We start from the raw sequence: 20,754 nt of genomic DNA on the forward strand, positions 1-20,754 counted from the left end.
AGGCGCGATTGCCAGAACTTTTCCCTATATCACCCCCAAAAGCCTGTTAGCCAGATTAGCATATTGCCAAAAACCTTGTTTAACTAAATTCCTGACAATTAGGCTCATTCTAGCGATGATTCTTCGATCTGACCGCACCCATTGACAAAAATTTACAATTATTCGACCTTTAGCGATCGCTATCGGGGGATAGTTGTTTTTTGTTACAGCAGTGGGGAGAAGGGAGCGGGTTTTTCAAGTTGAATTGGCAGTTAATCATACTATTAAAAACCGATTCAGTATAAAGACCCCGTTATGCCGTGTCCCTACAGATAGACTTCAACGGCCCTAGCATTCGGCGCGTCACGGAATAAAAATGCGTCTTGCGCCTTGATAATCTTCAATATCAACTACAATATCAACCAAACGGTTAACGCAACGATCTCGATAATCTGGCTCGGCAAGTAGTCGCTCAATATTACCGATTGTCACGACGGGTAATGATGTGGGGGTATTTTCCTCCCGCATCACTTGCTCCAGGGAATCTTTGCCTTTCATACTTCGGTTAGCGGTGATCAGGATCATCTGATTGGCTTGGGCATACCGCCAAACAACGCGATCATCGCTCGTGACAGCTAACCCAACTTCTTCAAACAGAATAAAACGAATCGAGATCAAGTCAAGCCAACCACTCGCAGCAAGGCCACCGGCGAGGACAACAGAATGCCCTCGTAAGTTATGATCAACTAGAAAATTCATGCCCGTGATGCCAACTTGGCTTTTTCCGCTTGAAGTTTTGCTCGAATGGCTTCTGTGCCTGGTTTTGGCGGCTTAGCAGCAATACGGGCAACTCGCTCACGATTTTGCTCTTCATAATATTGTCGCAGTTCTTCAGCTTCTTTGAGAACTTGCTGGTACTCAGCTTCTACATCCGCACGATGAGCCTCAATATAAGCCAGGGCAGCGTTAATTTGCTCTTCCGTCAGATCAAATAATCCCTGAATGAACTTAGGTGGATATTGAGCAGTCACATAATCCATCACATCGTAGAGGGTGATGCGGGTTCCTGCGATCGTCAGTCCCCGCTCTGTACGAATGATAGCGGTTTGTTCATTTGATGCGAGCGTCATAGCCAAAGCCCCCTAAGGGCTGCGTTCACTAACTCGTATTTTATCAAAAATATAAAGTTGCCGCAGAAAAATGCCTGAAAGACATCCCCTACACATCCATTCTCAGTCATCAGATAAACCGTCACCCGTATTATCTTTATATCACGTCCAAAAGCGTGTTAGCCAGATTAGCCCACACCGTACTTAAACCCACAGTTTCAATCAATGGGCATGGTGCGTTCCCCAAAATCGATCGCTGGAGCAGTGGGAGTCACATTAGGGAACGCACCCTACAAGATCGGCGATCGCGCTTTGCATCCATCATAACCGATAGTGGATACCTCAGTTCCTTGTGCAAGCGGATTGTGATACAGCGATTTGCACTACTCACTGAGCAAACTGAATCTGAACCAAAAATGCTCCAGAGTTATCATCAAAATATGCTTCAAAATAGCTATCATCTACAATTCGTTTCCACTCATCTTCCCTCTGTTTTACTGTAACCTTGCCTGAACCATAAGTTTCATCAAGTTCTTTTTGAGAGAGTATGTAAGCACTTTCCGCATCCTTGTTAAGCACAGCATCGTTGACAACTAGCCAGAGTTTTCCTCCTTTTTCGCTCTTGATTGAAGCATTTCTTCCTATTACGCTAATATTTTTAGGTTTAGGGTTAGTCTTGCTCAGGTCCTCTGTAGTGATACAGGCAAGTAAAACACCATAGTTGTTATCTGGTGAAATTAGGTACTGCTTTATTCGTAAATCTTTATAACCTAAAGGCTGCCCGCCTTCAGGTTCCATCCATCCCAATCTTGGGTATTTATGGGTATAGGCAGCCTCAACCAGTCGATGAATAGCAAGATTAATTGAACCAGTTGCTGTAATTTTTACTTCTTGACCAGGCTTAATTTCTAAACCAGTATTTAGCCACAGTTTATTTGCCGGTAAAAGCACAGTCTCTTTTCTACTGGACAAATAACTTTGAATTGAAGGGAAACTAGATAAGAAGAGCAGTGGAATAATCATCCACAGTGGTAGTTTTAAATTAATGATTTTCTGAAGGCTTTCACTGACTTCAGATAACTTGGATAAGTTTTCAATTAGAATTTTAAGCATTTCATTCCCCATATCACGACCAAAAGCGTGTTAGCCAGATTAGCATATTGCCAAAAACCTTGTTTAACTAAATTCCTGACAATTAGGCTCATTCTAGCGATGATTCTTCGATCTGACCGCACCCCTTGACAAAAACTTACAATTATTCGACTTTTAGCGATCGCTATCGGGGGATAGTTGTTTTTTGTTACAGCAGTATGGAGCAGCCTAATCCAGATTATCGCCCACAGGAAACCAATCTTCATCGAGAATTTGTTCAAGGGAACCAAGAGGAATAGCGGGGAAAGTATCGAGGGGTAATTGAGAGCGGTCACTGGCATTTTTTCGGGCTGAAAGATAACATTCATCAAAAATTTCCAAAAGATAAGGTTTCAGACTAGGACTATCTTTAAGTTCATCTAATATATCGAGACGAAAAGTTCTAATCTCTCCCTTGCAGTGACCTTCGTTTCTCTCTCTTTCTGCTCCCCAATATTTGAGTTTAAGTAAATGTTCTAATAATCGGGTTAACAGACTTTTGATTGTGCGCTTTTCACTCCTTCCCATACTTGCTAATTCCTCTAGTAAATTCTCTAAATCTACCCGCTCAAACTGTCTGGCTTGCAGTTGATTAATAGTAGTTCTAATCCAGAGATAAAAGTCTTCTTCGTACTGGGTTTTATTATCCATAATTTACCTCTATATATTACTCGTGGTTATTAGTGGGAAACCAATCTTCATCGAGAATTTGTTCAAGGGAACCAATGGGAATAGGGGGGAAAGTATCAAGGGGTAATTGAGTTCTAACTTGAGCCTCTTTTCTAGCAAATTGATAGCATTCCTCAAAGATTTCCAGAATATAGGGTTTCAAACTAGGGCTATCTTTAATTTCTTCGATTATTTGTCGGCGAAAGTTGAGAATTTCTCCCTTCCAGTGACCCTCATTTCTAGATTTTTCTCCTGTCCAGTAAGTTAGTTTCAGCAAATGTACCAGTAATTGAATCAAAAGATTTTCGATTTTGCGCTTTTCACTCCTTCCCATACTTGCTAATTCCTCCAGTAAATTCTCTAAATCTACCCGCTCAAACTGTCTGGCTTGCAGTTGATTAATAGTAGTTCTAATCCAGAGATAAAAGTCTTGTTCGTACAGAGTTTTATTGTCCATAGATACTTAGTTAAACTGAATAAAACGCGGATAATCATCAAAATTAACTATACAAACTAGCCACATATTCACCGTAGCCATTATAGGGCAGAGTTTCGATAATTTCCCAAGATAAATCACTTCTACTGCCGATAAATTTCTCCGTTGCTTGCGACCAACGGGGATGGGGTTTACTGGGGTTCACATTAGCCTCAAAATCGTATTCGTGAGCGTCAATTGTGTTCCAGTAGGTGGCGGGTTGTTTGGCGGTAAATTCAATTTTTACTATCGATTTTGCTCCTTTAAAACCGTATTTCCAAGGAATAACCATTCGCAAGGGTGCGCCGTGTTGTTTGGGTAAATCATGCCCGAAAATTCCCACAGCAAAGAAAGCTAATTCGTTGGCCATTTCTTCAATTCTTAAACCTTCTGTATAGGGCCAGGGTAAGGCTCCTAAATGTAATCCTGGCCCCTTGGTAATTTCGGGATCATAAAAGGAGGTAAAACGGACGAATTTAGCTTCCGGTTTTGGTTCCACTGCTGCGATTAAAGCACTCATGGGAAAACCCAGCCAAGGTAACACCATTGACCAAGCTTCCACACAACGAAAACGATAGATTCTTTCTTCGAGAGGGAAGGTTTTTTTAATAGTATCTATATCGTAGGTCTGGGGATTTTTTACCAATCCTCCCACTTCTACCGTCCAGGGATTCGTCGGTAATTTCTGCGCTTTTAACCAGATATTTTTCCCCCCTCCGAACTCATAAAAATTGTTATATCTCCCCGCTACAGTTTCGGCAACTATGGGGCGATTTACCGTTAAAAAATTCGGATTCTTGCTGAACCCTGCAATTTTAGGTAATTGCAAACTTTTTTCTAAAGCTTCCGAGGAGGAGGATTTACCACAAGCGGTTAATAATAGGGAACTACCCGCAATTCCTGTCCCGATTAACCCCTGTAAAAAGCGACGACGGTTAAAATAAACACTTTCGGAAGTAACTTCATTTTCGGAAATTTGCCAGGATTTAGCTAAACGAATTAAGACCATAATTATCCCCAATTTTATTGACAAAAAAGCAGAGTTATGATATATGATACCACAACTCTGATTGTACAATATTTTGTCAGTTTTTTTAAGAAATTTCGGCGAGCATCGGGGCAGTCACCAGAGGTTCCCGTCGTCCTTTTAAGACCATGGGAACTCCTCGCGAGGGAGCAAGGGTGACACCGCGGCGGCTGGGTTTTTCGGGGGTATTATTAACTAGAGTTAACTGATAATTGGCCAAAATTGTGGCGATAGCGATTTTCATCTCGTAGATAGCTAAAACTTCCCCAATACAACGACGCGCTCCACCACCAAAAGGCATATATTCGTAGGGGGTGAATTGTTTTTCTAAAAAGCGTTCTGGTTTAAAAGTATGGGAATCGGGGAAAGTTTGCTCCCGGTGGTGAGCTAGATAAATACAACCCATAAGAATTGTCCCTTTTTCTAAAGGATAACCATCTAGTTCTACCGGTTCTTGCACTACTCGCGGAAAAGTTAACATTCCCACGGGATGAATGCGTAAAGTTTCCGAACAAACCGCCGAAAGATAGGGTAATCGAGTTATATCAATGGGGTTAGGATTATCTCCTAAAGTGGCTATTTCTTGCAGAATTTTTGCTTTAATTTCTGGATAGCGATGGGTCCAGTAGAGCGCCCAAGACATAGCAGTGGCTGTGGTTTCATGACCGGCGAATAATAAGGTCATTAATTCATCGCGCAATTCCTTATCGCTCATCGGGTTGTCTTCTTCATCCCGGGCCGACATCAGTAGTGATAAAATATCGGTACGATTGGGGTTAGGATTAGCTTTTCTTTCGGCAATTTCTGTGTAGATAATATCATCAATTTTTTCTTGGGAACGCCGGTATTTTCCCCAGGGACTCCAAGCACCCAAATCAGCCCGCAAAATTGGAAAAAATAACAAAGAAGCCATCACCGGAGAGTTAAAAATATCGAGCATTTCAGCCAGAATTTTTTTCAGGGTTTGATAACGTTCCCCTTGACTAATTCCAAAAACTGCCTCCATAATTACTTGTAAAGCAATCGCTGTGGTCGCTGAACGGGCCTTAAAAGGTTGATTTTGGGGCAATTCTGCCATTACTCTTAGGGTAATATCGCGGATTAAATCGCCGTAGAAACGCATTCTTTCCCCGTGAAAAGGTGGCAATAAAAGCTGACGGCGTTTTTTATGGATGTCCCCGTCTAACATGACGACGGAATAATCACCAATAATCGGGGCAATAATCCGATTTGCTTCCCCCGGTGCCGAGAATTGTTTACGATCATTAGTTAAAATTTGTTGTAGGGCCGAAGGACTACTGACAAAGATAAAATTATCTACAGTTAAACCCACTTTTGTGCTAAAAATATCGCCATGCTTGCGGGCGGCATTTTCCATAAAACCCACGGGATTAATGATCCATTGTGCCATTTGCACGAAGGTGGGGGCTTTGACCTTGGGGAGGATTTTCATAGATTGATTGCTATATCCAATGCTAATTATTTCTAATTGTGACATTTTTTCTCCAGAGACGGCAAGGTGTAATAGGCTGCCCGCGCATTTGAATTGCTTATTGAGATTAGGCAAGAGGCAAGAGGCAAAAGTAAAGGGATTAGGGGAGATTCAGCTAATCTAAGGATAGGCGGTTAAAATGCGTCCTAGCTTATCAGGTAAACAGCAAAAATTATCGGGCTGTTGCTTGTCTTATCTTCTCGGAGAGAGGGGGATTTTCTGGGAATTTTCAGGATTGGCTTTCTGGTCTAAACAATGATAATCGGGGTAGAATAGCCCCAGTTCTATTTAATTCGCTTCTATAGTTCAATCTCTCTTTTTTCATTCCTTATAGGGACTTTTTATGATTATTTCCAAGTTTTTGCCCTTAGGAAAAACTGTGATTATCAGGCATTTACTGTTATTAACTACATTTAGCCTTGTTTTTTTCCTGACTACTCCCCCCGCTTTTGCCCTCGAATCCAGTGCCTCCACCGGTTTTAACCCTCAAACTATTCTTTTCCATGCCTTAACTTGGGTGGATAGTTTGGGGGCTGTGGGAGCGATCGCGTTTATAATTATCTATATTCTAGCTACTGTGGCCTTTTTTCCAGGTTCAATCCTAACTTTAGGGGCTGGTGTGGTTTTTGGCTTGGTTTTAGGCTCTTTTTACGTCTTTATCGGGGCAACTATCGGTGCTACTGCCGCTTTTCTGGTGGGACGTTATCTGGCTAGGGGTTGGGTGGCGGAAAAAATTCAAGGTAATAATAAATTTCAAGCTATCGATGAAGCTGTGAGGAAAGAAGGTTTAAAAATAGTGCTTTTAACCCGTTTATCTCCCATATTTCCCTTTACTCTGCTCAATTATGCCTATGGTGTCACCGGGGTTTCTCTGAAAGATTATCTACTAGGTTGCGCGGGCATGATTCCGGGGACGATAATGTATGTCTATATTGGCTCTTTAGCGGGCAATCTTGCCACTATCGGGACTTCGGCACCAGCCACTAACCCAGTTTTATCATGGACTATTCGTCTTATCGGTTTTATCGCTACTGTTGCTGTCACCCTCTACGTCACAAAAATTGCCCGTCAGGCCCTGGCATCAGTTATCAGTGAGTAAACCCCTCAATTGCCCTCCCCACCCCACTCCGCCCTTGAGTGGGGACTGACGCGGATTTGTTGACAGGGACTAAAAGAGAGCCGGTGCTGAGAAGTAAGTCCATGGTTGCCAATCGCTTCTAGGTGTTGAGCAGTGCCATAACCCTTGTGACGAGGGAGGCCATAATCGGGATAGCGTCCGTGCCAACGAGTCATTAAGTCATCGCGCCAGACTTTCGCTACGATACTAGCCGCCGCAATTACTGGGGATTTTTGATCTCCCTGAATTACCGCCTTTTGGGGGATTGACAAATCTTTAATAATGTGCTTGCCATCGATCCAGCAGAGACCGGGGGAAAGGGGTAATTTCCCGATAGCTCTGCTCATTGCCAGTAGGGAGGCATGAAAAATATTCAAGCGATCGATCTCTTTCACCGTAGCATAACCGATGCGACAAACAAAATCCCGTTGTATTTGCCAGCTCAATTTTTGCCGTTTTTGGGGGCTAAGTTGCTTACTATCTTTTACCCCCAACTCCCACAGCCGCGCAAAACCAGAGGGGACAGTGACCACTACCGCCGCCACCACGGGGCCAAATAAAGCCCCGCGCCCCACCTCATCGACACCGGCAATTAAGAGTTCTGCGCTCATGACTCATCGGCAGTGGCGGAGGAACGACGACGACGACGACCCAGCACTGCGGTTTCAGCCTCTAGTTGTGGCTCCTCTGTCACCTCGGCGCTCACCGGGGTCTCTAAAGGAATGACTTCGCCGAGAAAAACTGGAGTTTCGGTCGTAATCGGTTCCGGCGTAAAAGTCACTGGTGGACTAGCTTCTTGGTTGATTTCCTGACTAACTTCGCTAGTGGTGGAACGACGACGACGGCGCACCAAGGGACGATTTTCAGCTTCCTCGCCAGTTTCCGTCGCCTCTACTGGGGCGGCGGCGGCTGTGTCCTCGACTTCTAGGGTAGGAGTCAAGGATATTTCAGGAGTGGGAGGCGTTTCTGGGTTTTCCGCCTCCCTTTCCCCTGCCAGTTTCACGGAAACAATCACCGATTTCGGGTCTTTAAACTCCTTATCCACCAGAATCAGGGGAGAAATGCCCATTAAAGAATAAACTTCCTGTTCTACCTCGGTCATTTCCACGGAAACCCGCTCCCGTTCGCTGACGGGGATATTTTTGGCGGTGCTGGCATCTTCTCCTCGTTTCGAGAGACGGGCGGGGCGTTCTCGTTTTTCCTCAAGGCGTTGTGGTTCTGATTCCGGCTCGATTTCGTTGTTAATAGCGTTAGTAGAGGCTTTTTCGCTCCGTTCCTCTTTTAGCAACAGTTCCGAGGGACGACGGCGACGGCGACGGCGAGAATTATTAACCTGTTCTTGATAGTTGGGGTGGAAGGAAAGATCCATCCCTTGGGCGTTTTCTTCGGCCTCAAATTCGGAGAAAACTTCTAGATAGGGTTCGGCAGCTGCAACGCTAGGAGCGCTCTTATCGGGTAGAACTTTTGTATTAGTCGGGGCAACGACAAAGGTTTCTCTTTCCGCGCGGCTAACGGTGGGGGTTTCTAGGGCGATGGCGTTGCCTTCTCCGGGTAGATGGGCTAAATGGCCCAGTCCGCCGCAATGGTCACAGGTTTTGCCGAATAATTCATAAATGTTTTTCCCCTGACGCTTACGAGTTAATTCCACTAACCCCAATTCCGATAATTGGGCAATCTGGGGCCGGGCCTTATCGCTTTTCAAGGCCTTATTAAACAATTCCAGCAGTTTCAACTGGTCGCGACGGGAATCCATATCGATGAAGTCCACCACCACCACACCGCCGATATTTCTCAAGCGCAGTTGTCGGGCGATTTCTGTGGCGGCCTCGCTATTAGTCCAGAGTACGGTTTCTCGGGCCGTGGCCGAACGGGTAAAGGAACCGGAGTTAACATCAATTACCGTTAAAGCTTCCGTCGGTTCGATGATAATGTAGCCGCCAGATGGTAAATCAACCCGGGGTTTCAGGGCCTCGCGAATGGCGGCGTTAACCCGGAAATAGTCGAGAATTGGCTGGGTTTCCCGATGGGAGTCGATATAAACCCCTTCGAGAGCTTTGCCGCCGCCCCAGTTCGTCAATTGTTGTTTAACTCGTTTTACCGCCACCGGGTTATCCACAACAATGCGATTGACATCGGCACTGTACATATCCCGCAAAACCCTTTGAATAAAGTCATCATCGCGGTTCAGCAGGGCCGGGGCGCGGCTGCTGACGGCCATCTGTTGGATACTCTCCCACTGTTTTTGCAGAAATTCCAAATCCTCGATAATCGCTTCTTCCGCTTTGCCTTCGGCCTCGGTGCGTACCAGCAAACCCATCCCCGCTGGTTTGACCAAAATCCCTAAAGCTCGTAAACGGGAGCGCTCGTCTTCACTGCGGATGCGACGGGAGAGATTCACCCCGCGACCATTGGGCATCAATACCAGATAACGGCCCGGGAGAGTGACATTTCCCGTTAGTCGCGGTCCCTTATTGCCGGTGGGTTCTTTCATTACCTGTACCAGCACTTTTTGCTGGGGGGCCAGTAATTCGGTGATAGCACCGGCAGTTTTTTTCAGTCTTAAGGGGCCCAGGTCGGTGACATGGATAAAGCCATTGCGTTCCGCATCGCCAATATTGACAAAGGCCGCATCTATCCCGGGTATGACATTTTCTACTAATCCTAGATAGATGTCGGCCACCTGCTGATTACCTGTGGCTACAACTAATTCCTGAATTTGATCTTCCCAAAAAACAGCCGCTATATGGTGTTGTTCGGCTATGATTATTTGTTTTGGCATTCAATTTCCTCAATCTTTCGGTTTCAAAAGCGACGGACTATGGGCTATTTGTCTATGCTTTGAGGCTACTTCTGGAAATCTGGTCTTGTTAAGAAAGTTCTAAGAAGATGAGTCCGCATCGTTAAAGCCTCATCTTGATGTTCATCTGCCTCTCAGACGTGGGAACTGAGTCTTGGTTTCAGTTGTTAAGTCTGTTTGGCAAGTGCCGGCTTGACCCACAATTAGGTAAGCACAGCCAGGAGACGAGATTTTCAATTAATCCCTGAGTCTTGCTCGATAACAGCATTTTTTATCCGTTTCCGCCGTTTCTGTCTATCAGAATCTAGGAAAAAAGGAGTTTTTGAGTTACTCCCCTCGGCAACAGGTTTCTGTGGAAGGGAAAATAGCGCACTTTTCGATTTTCCAAAAACCACGATTCTTTTAAGAAATGCTTTAATCGAGTCTTATAGACGACTATAACTCACTCGGTCACTCTCTGACAATACGATGATCGGGGAAAAATGATCGATTAACAGTTGACTGGAGATACTGACCATAAAGCACTAAGGGACTTGCGTGGGAATAATATCCCAGCCAGAAAATCGCTCTGTAGAAGAATCAGACCGGCCAGATGGCATATTATCAAAGCGCAAGTCCCTTAGCTGCGGAGGCGCTCGAAGGCTCTCCCCCTACTTAGAGTGATCAGCAAACCTGAACGCTCGGAGGGCGCAAGCATTGCGCCCCTACAGTAACGGATTTTGTCCACAATGTAGGGGCGAACTGCGTTCGCCCAAAAGGTAGATTATCAAAGCGCAAGTCCCTAAATAATCACTCATAATCTAGTATGACCTGCACCCATTTGGGCGGACGAGAAATCGGATTACCAAGGCGATCAAGAACTAATAACGCCACTAAATGCACGGCGAATAAGTATAATAAACTATTGACAAATATACCCACAACTGCTATCGATTGCACTTGCAGCAGCGTCGGTTTAGCGAGAATCCCTAACCAGGTGAAAATCCAATCAATAAAATTAGTCGCTTGGGTAATCACATATAACCAGAGATTTTCGCCTAAAAGAATTGAAAACAGCCAAAAACGAAAGAATAAACCAAAAGCACCCAACAGTCCCCCAGTCAAGATAGAAAATTCCCAGCGCGCACCCCGGCGCCAGCATAGCCCCAATTGTACCCCCATCAGGCCGTGGGGAATCAAAAAGACAATACTGCGAGTCGGTCCCATCAACACCGACAAAAGTAAACTAGAAACTAATGCTGTCATCCAAGCACAGCGAGCGCCCCAACGTAAATAGGCTAAAGCGACAGGAATCGGGAAGAAAACCCTTAATAACGGTCCGAGGGGAAAATAATAATCAATTAACCAGATTAAACTGGTAGCACTGGCCAAAAAAGCCGTTTCCACCGTGATCAGGGTAGCGATAGACTTGAGAGGAGATGGTTGGATAGGTTTGGCAGTGGGTTTATCTAGGGGTTTCCCCTCTTCCCCCAGATCTGCCCAATTGGTTTCATCTATTGTCTCTTCTGAGGATTGAGCGGGAGAATTAGCGTTAGAATCATTCATTCTATCAGTTATCCGGTGGTCGGGACGGGTTGGCCGGCTATTCTTAGCTTAGACTTGCGACTCCCAGTCAGGCAAGAGGCAAAAAATAAGTAGGTAGGTGTTAAAAATTGTCAACCCCCCCTTATTAAGCTATCGATTAGTCAGATCTTTCTTAACAAAAAGAGAAGAAACTTAAAAAAAGGGGAAACGATTGATAAGTATAGTTTTGAAAGAAGGAATTAAGGTGGAGGTGAGCAAAAAAATGGAGAAATGGGCAGCCCAAGAATTACAGTATGCAGACCTAGGGGACACGAGAAGAAAGAAAGGATTAATCAGTATCGTGGAAAACTTGGCCAGCCAACCTAGTATAAGTGTCTCACAAGTATCGGGAAATCTAGCCGCCGCCAGTGCCACCTAAGACTTTTGGAACTAATTGCCGCCCAAGCTAAAAGTACAGTAGAAAGAATCAAAGAACATCCAATAGTTTTGGCAGTTCAAGACACAACCAGTTTAAACTTAATAATTGCTTCTCTTGGGGTTTTTTAGGGAGAAAAGGTGACGATGAACCCAGCGTTGAAACTATGAAACTATTTGGTTGGGACTGCGAAGGTTAGATGATATCAGCGAGACTTGGAAACTATCGGATCAAATTAGTTCCCCCATAGAACTCCCTTGAGCCATCCGGCACACTTTTTTCTTTTTGTCAAATTTTATGTTAAGAAAGATGTAAGTAATGGATAGCTTAATAAGGGGGAATCTGACAATTTTTAAAACCTACCTACTTAGCTATCTAGGGACTATTTCTGATAAGATTTAATTTTATACTCCCATCTCCCATGTCGTTAATTCAATGGTATCCCGGTCATATTGCCAAAGCGGAAAGAAAACTCAAGGAACATCTTAAACTCGTGGATGTAGTCTTAGAAGTGCGCGATGCTCGCATTCCCTTAGCTTCCCATCATCCGCAGGTGGACGATTGGATTGGCAATAAACCGCGCTTGTTAATCTTAAATCGTCTCGATATGATTCCCGAATCTGCCCAGCAACAATGGGTAACATGGTTTAAAAGTCAAGGAGAAACCGTCTATTTTACTAACGCTAAACAGGGAGAAAGAGTTAAAGCAATTATCAAAGCGGCGGAAAAAATTGGCGATGAAATTAACCAAAAACGTCAAATAAGAGGAATGTTACCGCGTCCAGTGCGCGCCGTGGTGATCGGGTTTCCCAATGTGGGCAAATCTGCCCTGATTAACCGTTTATTAGGGCGAAAAGTCGTCGCCAGCGCCCGCAGGGCCGGAGTAACGCGACAATTACAATGGGTACGAATTTCCGACACCTTAGAATTATTAGACGCGCCGGGGGTGATTCCTTCCCGTTTAGAAAATCAAAAGGATGCGGTGAAATTAGCTATCTGTGAGGATATTGGGGATGCTGGTTATGATAACCAAAGGATAGCGGCGGCTTTTGTCGATTTATTAATAGAATTACAGTATGAAGGACTTTTACAATCTCGTTATGGGTTGAATACTCTAGACATGACCGGGGAAGATTTTATCGAAAAATTGGCCAATCTCAAATATCAAGAGGATAAAGAAAGGGCAGCCATGCAGTTACTCAATGATTTTCGGAAGGGAATAATCGGGGCTATCCCCTTAGAATTGCCCCCTTCCTCTTGAAATAGCCTGTTTTTAACTCAATTAGGTCAATAGTCGCCGCTAATAGACCGGTTAATTCCCGAATTGGTCAAAATTACCGCCTGTTAGTCCACTGAGTTTCAGATAAGATTAAAGAAATCGGTAAAGTTGCGAGGATCGATCGAACTGTGAAGGAAGATAGGGAATAAACGACAGAGATAAAAAGTAACCGTTCAGGGGGGTTTCATAGCAAATCCGTTTTTGATAGTGGGAAGTGGGATTAACTGGGAATCCAACTGTAAAAACCCAGTTATGGATTGTTTCCCCCCGCTCCCCTATACCTTTTAAACAGGATTTTGTATTACTAGGGTTTGCCAATCTGGGTTTTAAATGACTTGTGAAACAGCTGCAATACAAGCAAAACACATTTATATATAGACATACCGAGTTGGGTTAGACCAAAAAATATACGAGAAAATATTTACTGAAGATTAGACATCTCCAAGAGCGACAACCCAATCACGGCTCGCCTTGACACCTTGTACTAACAAAGTAGTTTAATGGCTAAAATCTATGTCTTTCGCTACTATCATTTCTCTGCCTAGAGTCCTAGAAGAGCGATATAGTTCTTCTCGTTGTGCCAGCAAGTTTGAGGGAGCCTTTATCTTTTCGTTGATTTTAACAAATATCTATTAATTATTGTTAAGTATTAGAGATTTAAAAAAATTATAACGATAGAATGGGTTCGAGGCTTAGATGGGCTGTAGAGCAGGGTAGTTATTTATTTAAAGACTTAAGAATGCAGTCTTTTTGTCTGATCTTGGTTGGGATGTAAAATCATGAATAAACATCTCCGTTATTCACCGTTGACAGGGCTAAGTGCCACGTTGTTGAGCCTAGTTTCCCTCTTAAATCCTTCCGGTAGTGCTGGGGCTGTTACCTGTACCCCGGAACAAATAAATTCTCCAGAAGTTAAATCTAAAATTGAACAGATCAAGACTAAAACCTTGTCACAACAGTTACAAATAGTTAATCAATGGAGTAAAGACTTATATCCCCTGAGCGATTGGGAAGGAAAACGACAGGAGCCGATCTTCTGTTCGGTAATTGCCGCGGTTCAAGAATCGACCGTACCCTTAGAAGTCAGGAAAAATGCCGCTTATGTTTTGAGGGGCATCGGCACAGGGGCAGAAGATGCCATACTCCCACTAAAAGAGCTGCTGCTCGATCCCTCTCAACCCCCCGAAATGCGTAAAAGTGTCATTTGGGCGTTGCGAGGTATTGGGGCAGCCCCCGTAGTCCATGAACTGGTACAGGTGCTAAAAAACCCAGATAATAACGATGAACTGCGGGGATTAGCGATAGAAACCCTCTTGAGTTTTACCGATAAAAATGTACCTAAAAATGCGGGTGTGATTCCGATACTCGAAGCTATCCTGAAACAAGATACCAATAGTCATCTGCGCGCCAGTGCGGCCAAAGCTTTAGGACAAATTGTCACACCAGACCTAGCTTTAGTAGAACTTTTTGATCAAGCTTTAGGTGACCCCTCTTGGGTTGTCCGCAAAGAAGCCGCCGATGCTTTAGGCAGAATCGCCCAAAATAGCCAAGATAGCGGGATTCGTAAAGCTCTTCAAGAGACTATCCCCAGACTTCGCACGGCTTTAGACGACCAAAATTATACCCTACGCTCCTATGTCGTTTCCGCTTTAGGACAGATCGGGGGCAATGATCGCGAAACCCTAACTAAACTGCATGACATCCTAGAAAACGATCCTAATCCGTTAGTCAGAGGTGATGCTGCCGCCGCTTTGGGGATACTAATAGCACAAAAAGATACTTTTGATTTCAACGGCGATCAAAAAACCCTCGAAAGTCTGATCAAAGCTTTGGATGAAGAACAGCCCAAAGCTGCTCAAGCGATAGCGGCGATCGCTCAGAGTTTTCCCGATCAGGCCCGGAACAACAAAATCGATGTTAAGAAAGCGAGCGATTCTTTGAATGAAGCCTTGGCAGCCCTGAAAGAGAAGCAGTCTCTTTATGAACAGGAGATTAGAAAAACCGAGCAACAGCTAGAGATTCTCAGAATGATCCAAGCAGAACAGTTTATCCTACACGATATACTCAAAAATCCCTGGGCATGGGCCGTGGTGATTGTACTGAGTTCCTGCGGTGGAATGTTCTGGTTAAAACCACTCTGGTTATTGAAACTCGATGAAGGTTTGTTAGGGGCATTGGAAACCTCAGCAAAGATTAGCAATCCGCTCGTTTCCGCGATCGGTTCTGTAACGGTGACTTTTTTACGTTTACTCTCTCCCCTCAAATATCATGGACGAGTTTTAGATGCCTGGGTCGGGGTTCACATCAAATCGGTACAAGAAGCCTTTCAACAAAAAGATACGGTAGAAAAACGGCTGGTTCACGTTCCCAGTCCGGTCATTTTGAATGACCGGACGACCATCGCCCAACTCACCCCCAAACACCTGCAAACTACCTTTGCCACACGAAAACACCTGTTGATTTGGGGTGAAGGCGGTTCAGGCAAAACCAGTCTTGCCTGTCAGATTGCCCAATGGGCGATGTCCGAGGACGAAAACGAGCGAATCCTTAAACATCGAATGTTACCGGTACTGATCGAAGACGATCTCGATCCCGATCACGATAAATGTCCCTTTACCGATGCGATTCTGGGACAACTCAACGACGAGTTAGGACAAGATACTGAACCCATTTCGGCCAAACTTCTGGAACAACTGCTCAGAAAACAACGCATCCTCGTTATTGTCGATCATCTCTCGGAAATGAGCGCCGAAACCCGCGAACTCATCCGCCCGGAAATGCCCGATTGTCCTGCCAACGCTTTGTTAATTACCTCCCGCACGCGGGAAGTACTTGGTCACGTCGTCAAAACTACCATTCAACCCCTACGGATTGAAGGTAATCACCTATCATCCTTCATGGATGCTTATCTGAGGGAACGAGGCAAACGAGAACTCTTTCCCGATCCCGAATTCTTCGATGCCTGTCGTCACCTATCTCAGATCGTCGATCGCGGCAATATCACCCTCCTCTTGGCGAAACTTTATGCCGAACAAATGATCGCCTCTAAAGTGGAATCAGCCCAAACTCTGACCGCTTCCTTGCCCGATAACGTCCCCGATTTAATGCTTCACTATGTTAACGAACTGAATCGAGATGTCCACAAAGATAAACTAGAAGATCGCATAGTACAGAAAACAGCGAAAATTGTGGCTTGGGAATGCTTGAAAAGTACCTATAAGCCGAACACCGCCGCAATTGAAGATATTTTGCTGGCTTTGGCCGATAATACCGCAGAAATTCGCCTAAAATATCTGGAACAACGCCTACATCTTATCCAAATCGTCGGACCTGCCCAAGATCGTCTCCGTTTCGCTCTCGATCCCATCGCTGAATATTTAGCGGCTTTGCACCTGCTCGACCTCTATCGGGATAATGATAGTCAATGGTGGGAATGGCTAAAACACCTAGACACCACACCCAAAGGTTTTTTAATCGCCCTGCGCGATTGTTGTCAGGTAAAAGGCCAAGAAGCCAAAGTTCCTGACTTTGTCCTCGAAAAACTAGCTCCTATCAATGGAAAAACCGTTAATGTACCCGAATTTTTACCTAGCTCAATCGGTAATCCCCTAGTCTTATCCTAGCCAAGAGCATCTCTCCTTTGCCCCACCCTCCCAGATTTTATTAAAGAAATCGGTAAAGTTGCGGGGATCGATCGAACCCTGAAGGAAGATAGGGAATAAACGACAGAGACAAAAAAGACTATGGGCAAACCGACTGGCTTTATCGAATTCCTGCGTGAACTTCCTTCCGAACTTACCCCCCTCGATCGCCTTCATAATTGGGATGAGTTTCATCTTCCCATGCCAGAAGATAAACTCCGCAATCAGGCAGCCCGTTGTATGGATTGTGGTACACCATTTTGTCACACGGGAACCCTAATTAGTGGCATGGCCAGTGGTTGCCCGATTAATAACCTGATTCCCGAATGGAATGATTTAATCTATCGAGGATTGTGGCGAGAAGCCCTCGATCGCCTCCATAAAACCAATAATTTCCCCGAATTTACCGGTAGAGTCTGCCCCGCCCCCTGTGAGGGTTCCTGTGTTCTCGGTATTCATAATCCCCCCGTTACGATCAAAAATATTGAATGTTCGATTATTGACAAAGGTTGGGAATCCGGTTGGATTACTGCCAATCCCCCCGCCATCCGTACCGGCAAAAAAGTGGCCGTGATCGGTTCTGGACCTGCTGGATTAGCAGCCGCCGACCAGTTAAATAAAGCCGGTCACTGGGTGACAGTTTATGAACGGGCCGATCGCCCCGGGGGACTATTAATGTACGGTATCCCCAACATGAAGTTAGATAAGGAAGAAGTGGTTCTGCGTCGTCTCCAGATGCTGGAACAGGAAGGGGTAAAAATGGTCTGTAACACGGAAGTGGGCAAGGATATCAGCAGCCAAGACCTATTAAACGAATACGATGCCGTGGTTATCTGTACCGGGGCCACCAAACCCCGGGATTTAAACATCGAAGGTCGCCAATTAAAGGGCATTCACTTCGCCATGGAGTTTCTCACCGCTAATACAAAGGCACTATTAGACGGACAGCCGGGGGAGGATTTTATCTCGGCCGCGGGTAAAGACGTGGTAATTATCGGCGGTGGTGACACGGGAACCGACTGTGTGGGGACTTCCCTGCGTCATAACTGCCGTAGCGTCACCCAATTAGAAATTATGCCGCAACCGCCCCGAGAACGGGCCGCCGATAATCCCTGGCCCGAATGGCCGAAAACCTACCGTCTGGACTATGGACAAGAGGAAGCAGCCGCGCGTTTTGGTGATGACCCCCGGGTTTATACCACCACGGCGACTAAATTCGAGGGGGATAGCGAGGGTAACGTCACAGGGATCCACACGGTACAGGTGGAATGGCAACGCAACGAAAAAGGGCAGTTTATCCCCCAACCGGTAGCAGGAACAGAAAAAGTCATCCCGACGCAATTAGTTCTATTGGCCATGGGATTTTTGGGACCAGAACAGCCTTTACTCGATGATTTAGGCTTAGAAAAGGATGCCCGCAGCAATATCAAGGCCGAACACGGTCAATTTGCCACTAGCTTACCGAAAGTGTTCGCCGCAGGGGATTGTCGTCGTGGTCAAAGTTTGGTAGTTTGGGCGATTAATGAAGGTCGCGGGGCCGCCAGGGAATGCGATCGCTTTTTGATGGGGGCGACGGATTTACCTTAGACCAGTAGTTAGGACTTGCGGCAAAAAGTTTTTTGTGGGGGCAGGGTGTGGGGTGTGGGGTGTAGGGTTTTACCGATTTTCAGGGAAAAAGTCCCTGAATTTTCCCCCCGATCACTCCCAGATGCGGTACTTTTTGATTTCTAAAAGGTCTAAAAGTCTTACCCAACAAGGTTTTTAGATTTATTCAGCCAGCCATAGTTACTCCCGCCATTGTCCTGACTTGCTGGGGGTGTTTTCCCCTGGTTATAGTCAGGGCCAAAAAGAGGCCTCAGCCATAGCCATCAAAACCGAACCGCCGGTCAAACCTTCTCAATCTGAAGAGGAGGAGCGAGGAAACAATTGTCCCTATTGCCTATCTAGACAATTGCTCCCTGTTTAAACCGTTGCCGCCGATGAATCAAGCACCACCTGTTCATTGGTGGGTAACTCCAGACAATAACCCGCACCGTAAACGGTTTTAATATAGCGAGGGTGGCGGGGATCGGGTTCTAGTTTCGTTCTCAGATGGCGAATATGAACGCGAATAGTCTCGATATCATCATCGGGATCGTATCCCCAGACCTCCTTGAGAATATCACTAGGGGAAACGGTTTGACCGTGACGTTGGAGAAGACAGTGGAGTAACTCGAATTCTAGATGGGTTAACTTGACCACACTTTCAAACCAGACCGCCTCAAAACGTTCGGGAACCAGGGTTAAAGGTCCAAAACTGAGTATTTCTGAGTGTTTAGCGGCTTGGGGAATGCGATCGGTGCGTCTGAGGAGAGCGCGTACCCTAGCTAACATTTCCTCCACCTCGAAAGGTTTGGTCAGGTAATCATCGGCACCGGCGTTAAAACCTTCCACTTTATCTTGGGTTTGTCCCAAGGCTGTGAGCATCAAAATCGGGATGTCGGACGTGCGTTCATCTCGTCGCAAACGCTGACAGACGGTAAAACCATCGACTTTGGGCAGCATTAAATCCAGCATGATTAAATCGGGTTGTAACTGGACGGCCAAGGCCTGGCCTTTAATCCCGTCCTCTGCGGGATTAACGTCATAACCCGCCATCTCCAAGTTGATGGAGACTAATTCCGCGATTGCAGGATCATCATCGATTACAAGTATTCGGGGCATTACCAGAGTGTTATGACTAACGGTTTGGGTAGGGAGTTGCTAAATGTGTTCTCGCTGACATCGCAACTAGGGCTTTGTCTCTCAAGGGCTTGAGTTTAGCACAACATAAAGAATCCTGTACTGATTATAAGCATGATTGCTAAATTCGGTTTTAATTTGTGAAATTTTGCTGATATAAGTCTCGTGAATGTTAAGAATTGCTAAGAAGCGTGAAGAATGTCGAGCAAGAATTGATATTGGTGCTAGATTATACCATCTCTCTCCCCAAGATCAACTAGGGAGCAGTTTTTCACTAATCTTTACAATTGCGCCATCTCGATCGATACCGGTTTTAACTGGCGGTCAAGTCCTGCTAGAGCTAAATTTCTCCCCTAAGCTCCCCCAGAGGTACTGTAAAAATTCTTAATAAAATTACCGATCGATTCAGTTTAATCTACCAAAATAGACGGTTTTAGTAAGCATCTGTAACGAACCCGATCCATTCTACTCATCCAAACAGGTGATCATAATATGAGCGTTAATTTATCAACTCAACTGCGGGAAGGCACGAAAAAATCCCACACCATGGCAGAAAACGTCGGTTTTGTCAAGTGTTTTCTCAAAGGCGTGGTAGAAAAAACTTCCTATCGCAAACTGGTGGCTAACCTCTACTTCGTCTATTCGGCCATGGAGGAGGAGATGGAAAAACTTCGTAGTCATCCCGTCGTTTCTAAAATCTGTTTTCCTGAACTCAATCGTAAAAATACGCTGGAACAGGATTTATATTTTTATTACGGTCCCAATTGGCGCAACGAGATCGCTTTATCTCCCGCAGGTCAGGCCTACGTTAACCGGATTCGGGAAATCGCCACAACAGAACCCGAATTATTAGTCGCTCATTCCTATACCCGTTATCTCGGCGATCTGTCCGGGGGGCAAATCTTGAAAAAAATCGCCGAAAAAGCGATGAATCTGGAAACTGGTGGCACGGCTTTCTATGATTTCAAAGATATTTCCGACGAAAAAGCCTATAAAAACCACTATCGTCAAACCCTCGACGAGTTACCAGTGGATCAAGCCATGGCTGATCGCATTGTCACCGAAGCTAACGCCGCTTTTGGCATGAACATGAAAATGTTCCAAGAGTTGGAAGGTAATCTGATCAAAGCGATCGGAATTATGCTCTTTAATACTCTCACCCGTCGTCGCACCACCAGCAGCACCGAAACTGGATTGGCTACCGCCGAATAGTAGTCAAGAAAACCAAAAAAAACGGAAATTCTAGAATTGGGGTAATGGTCAGCCTTGACATCCTCGCCGCCCTAAAAGTGCGGCGATTCCTAAACCTCACGATTTAAGTTTCTGCTTCCACCACCGTCGCATACCACAGTTAAAAAACCATGTACTGTCTTACACA

16 protein-coding genes and 1 pseudogene are annotated in these 20,754 nt (G+C 45.2%); 6 read left to right on the forward strand and 11 right to left on the reverse strand.

The features are described from left to right. Nucleotides 1–342: 342 nt before the first annotated feature. The 7 genes from LW728_RS01740 to LW728_RS01770 form a co-directional block, all read right to left on the reverse strand. Nucleotides 343–738 (reverse strand): DUF5615 family PIN-like protein, encoded by a 396-nt coding sequence (locus LW728_RS01740; protein ID WP_149978031.1) that lies wholly within the window; start codon nt 736–738, stop codon nt 343–345. Continuing rightward, complete coding sequence (locus LW728_RS01745) at nt 735–1,109, reverse strand: DUF433 domain-containing protein (RefSeq protein ID WP_149978030.1); 375 nt, start codon at nt 1,107–1,109, stop codon at nt 735–737. The genes LW728_RS01740 and LW728_RS01745 overlap by 4 nt, the downstream gene beginning before the upstream one ends. A gap of 366 nt (nt 1,110–1,475) precedes the next feature. Further along, nucleotides 1,476–2,201, reverse strand: coding sequence for a hypothetical protein (locus LW728_RS01750; protein ID WP_002733009.1), 726 nt, complete (start codon nt 2,199–2,201; stop codon nt 1,476–1,478). 207 nt (nt 2,202–2,408) lie between these two features. Further along, nucleotides 2,409–2,870, reverse strand: a complete 462-nt coding sequence (locus tag LW728_RS01755; protein WP_287764888.1) for a DUF29 domain-containing protein — start codon at nt 2,868–2,870, stop codon at nt 2,409–2,411. A 16-nt stretch (nt 2,871–2,886) separates the two neighbouring features. Further along, entirely contained in the window at nt 2,887–3,345 is a 459-nt protein-coding gene (locus LW728_RS01760) for a DUF29 domain-containing protein (RefSeq protein WP_002734421.1), read from the reverse strand. A gap of 43 nt (nt 3,346–3,388) precedes the next feature. Beyond that, nucleotides 3,389–4,372, reverse strand: coding sequence for a protein-methionine-sulfoxide reductase catalytic subunit MsrP (msrP, locus tag LW728_RS01765; protein ID WP_004268434.1), 984 nt, complete (start codon nt 4,370–4,372; stop codon nt 3,389–3,391). Nucleotides 4,373–4,457: 85 nt separating this feature from the next. Then, nucleotides 4,458–5,843 (reverse strand): cytochrome P450, encoded by a 1,386-nt coding sequence (locus tag LW728_RS01770; protein ID WP_287764903.1) that lies wholly within the window; start codon nt 5,841–5,843, stop codon nt 4,458–4,460. 382 nt (nt 5,844–6,225) lie between these two features. On the opposite strand from LW728_RS01770, the gene LW728_RS01775 reads away from it, so the two are divergent. Continuing rightward, the gene (locus tag LW728_RS01775) at nt 6,226–6,981 is read left to right on the forward strand and encodes a TVP38/TMEM64 family protein (protein ID WP_287764890.1); all 756 of its coding nucleotides are present in this window, start codon (nt 6,226–6,228) and stop codon (nt 6,979–6,981) included. Between the two features lie 5 nt (nt 6,982–6,986). On the opposite strand, the gene rnhB is transcribed toward LW728_RS01775, so the two are convergent. From rnhB to LW728_RS01790, 3 genes are all read right to left on the reverse strand, one after another. Further along, nucleotides 6,987–7,610 carry a ribonuclease HII gene (gene rnhB, locus LW728_RS01780; RefSeq protein WP_287764891.1) on the reverse strand — a complete coding sequence of 208 codons (624 nt, stop codon included), beginning with the start codon at nt 7,608–7,610 and terminating at the stop codon, nt 6,987–6,989. Further along, nucleotides 7,607–9,778 carry a ribonuclease E gene (gene rne, locus LW728_RS01785; RefSeq protein ID WP_287764892.1) on the reverse strand — a complete coding sequence of 724 codons (2,172 nt, stop codon included), beginning with the start codon at nt 9,776–9,778 and terminating at the stop codon, nt 7,607–7,609. Before rne ends, rnhB begins: the two co-directional genes overlap by 4 nt. Nucleotides 9,779–10,585: 807 nt before the next feature. Further along, entirely contained in the window at nt 10,586–11,341 is a 756-nt protein-coding gene (locus tag LW728_RS01790; RefSeq protein WP_004268423.1) for a DUF2232 domain-containing protein, read from the reverse strand. A 241-nt stretch (nt 11,342–11,582) separates the two neighbouring features. Between LW728_RS01790 and LW728_RS01795 the strand changes: the two are divergent. The 4 genes and pseudogenes from LW728_RS01795 to LW728_RS01810 form a co-directional block, all read left to right on the forward strand. Then, nucleotides 11,583–11,836, forward strand: a pseudogene (locus tag LW728_RS01795) (IS4/Tn5 family transposase DNA-binding protein); the annotation flags it as partial. A gap of 320 nt (nt 11,837–12,156) precedes the next feature. Next, the gene (ylqF, locus tag LW728_RS01800) at nt 12,157–12,996 is read left to right on the forward strand and encodes a ribosome biogenesis GTPase YlqF (protein ID WP_287670023.1); all 840 of its coding nucleotides are present in this window, start codon (nt 12,157–12,159) and stop codon (nt 12,994–12,996) included. Between the two features lie 797 nt (nt 12,997–13,793). Beyond that, a complete protein-coding gene (locus tag LW728_RS01805; RefSeq protein ID WP_149978307.1) occupies nt 13,794–16,637 on the forward strand; it encodes a HEAT repeat domain-containing protein in 2,844 nt (947 codons plus the stop codon). 120 nt (nt 16,638–16,757) lie between these two features. Next, nucleotides 16,758–18,242 carry a glutamate synthase subunit beta gene (locus tag LW728_RS01810; protein ID WP_287764896.1) on the forward strand — a complete coding sequence of 495 codons (1,485 nt, stop codon included), beginning with the start codon at nt 16,758–16,760 and terminating at the stop codon, nt 18,240–18,242. A gap of 375 nt (nt 18,243–18,617) precedes the next feature. Here the strand turns inward: LW728_RS01810 and rpaA are convergent, their stop codons facing one another. Continuing rightward, nucleotides 18,618–19,358 (reverse strand): two component system response regulator RpaA, encoded by a 741-nt coding sequence (rpaA, locus tag LW728_RS01815; RefSeq protein ID WP_002798623.1) that lies wholly within the window; start codon nt 19,356–19,358, stop codon nt 18,618–18,620. 510 nt (nt 19,359–19,868) lie between these two features. Between rpaA and LW728_RS01820 the strand changes: the two genes are divergently transcribed. Beyond that, nucleotides 19,869–20,588, forward strand: coding sequence for a biliverdin-producing heme oxygenase (locus tag LW728_RS01820; RefSeq protein ID WP_004268415.1), 720 nt, complete (start codon nt 19,869–19,871; stop codon nt 20,586–20,588). Nucleotides 20,589–20,754 lie beyond the last annotated feature (166 nt).

Source organism: Microcystis sp. 49638_E5 (genome assembly GCF_021300285.1).
GTDB classification, from domain to species: Bacteria; Cyanobacteriota; Cyanobacteriia; order Cyanobacteriales; family Microcystaceae; genus Microcystis; species Microcystis aeruginosa_C.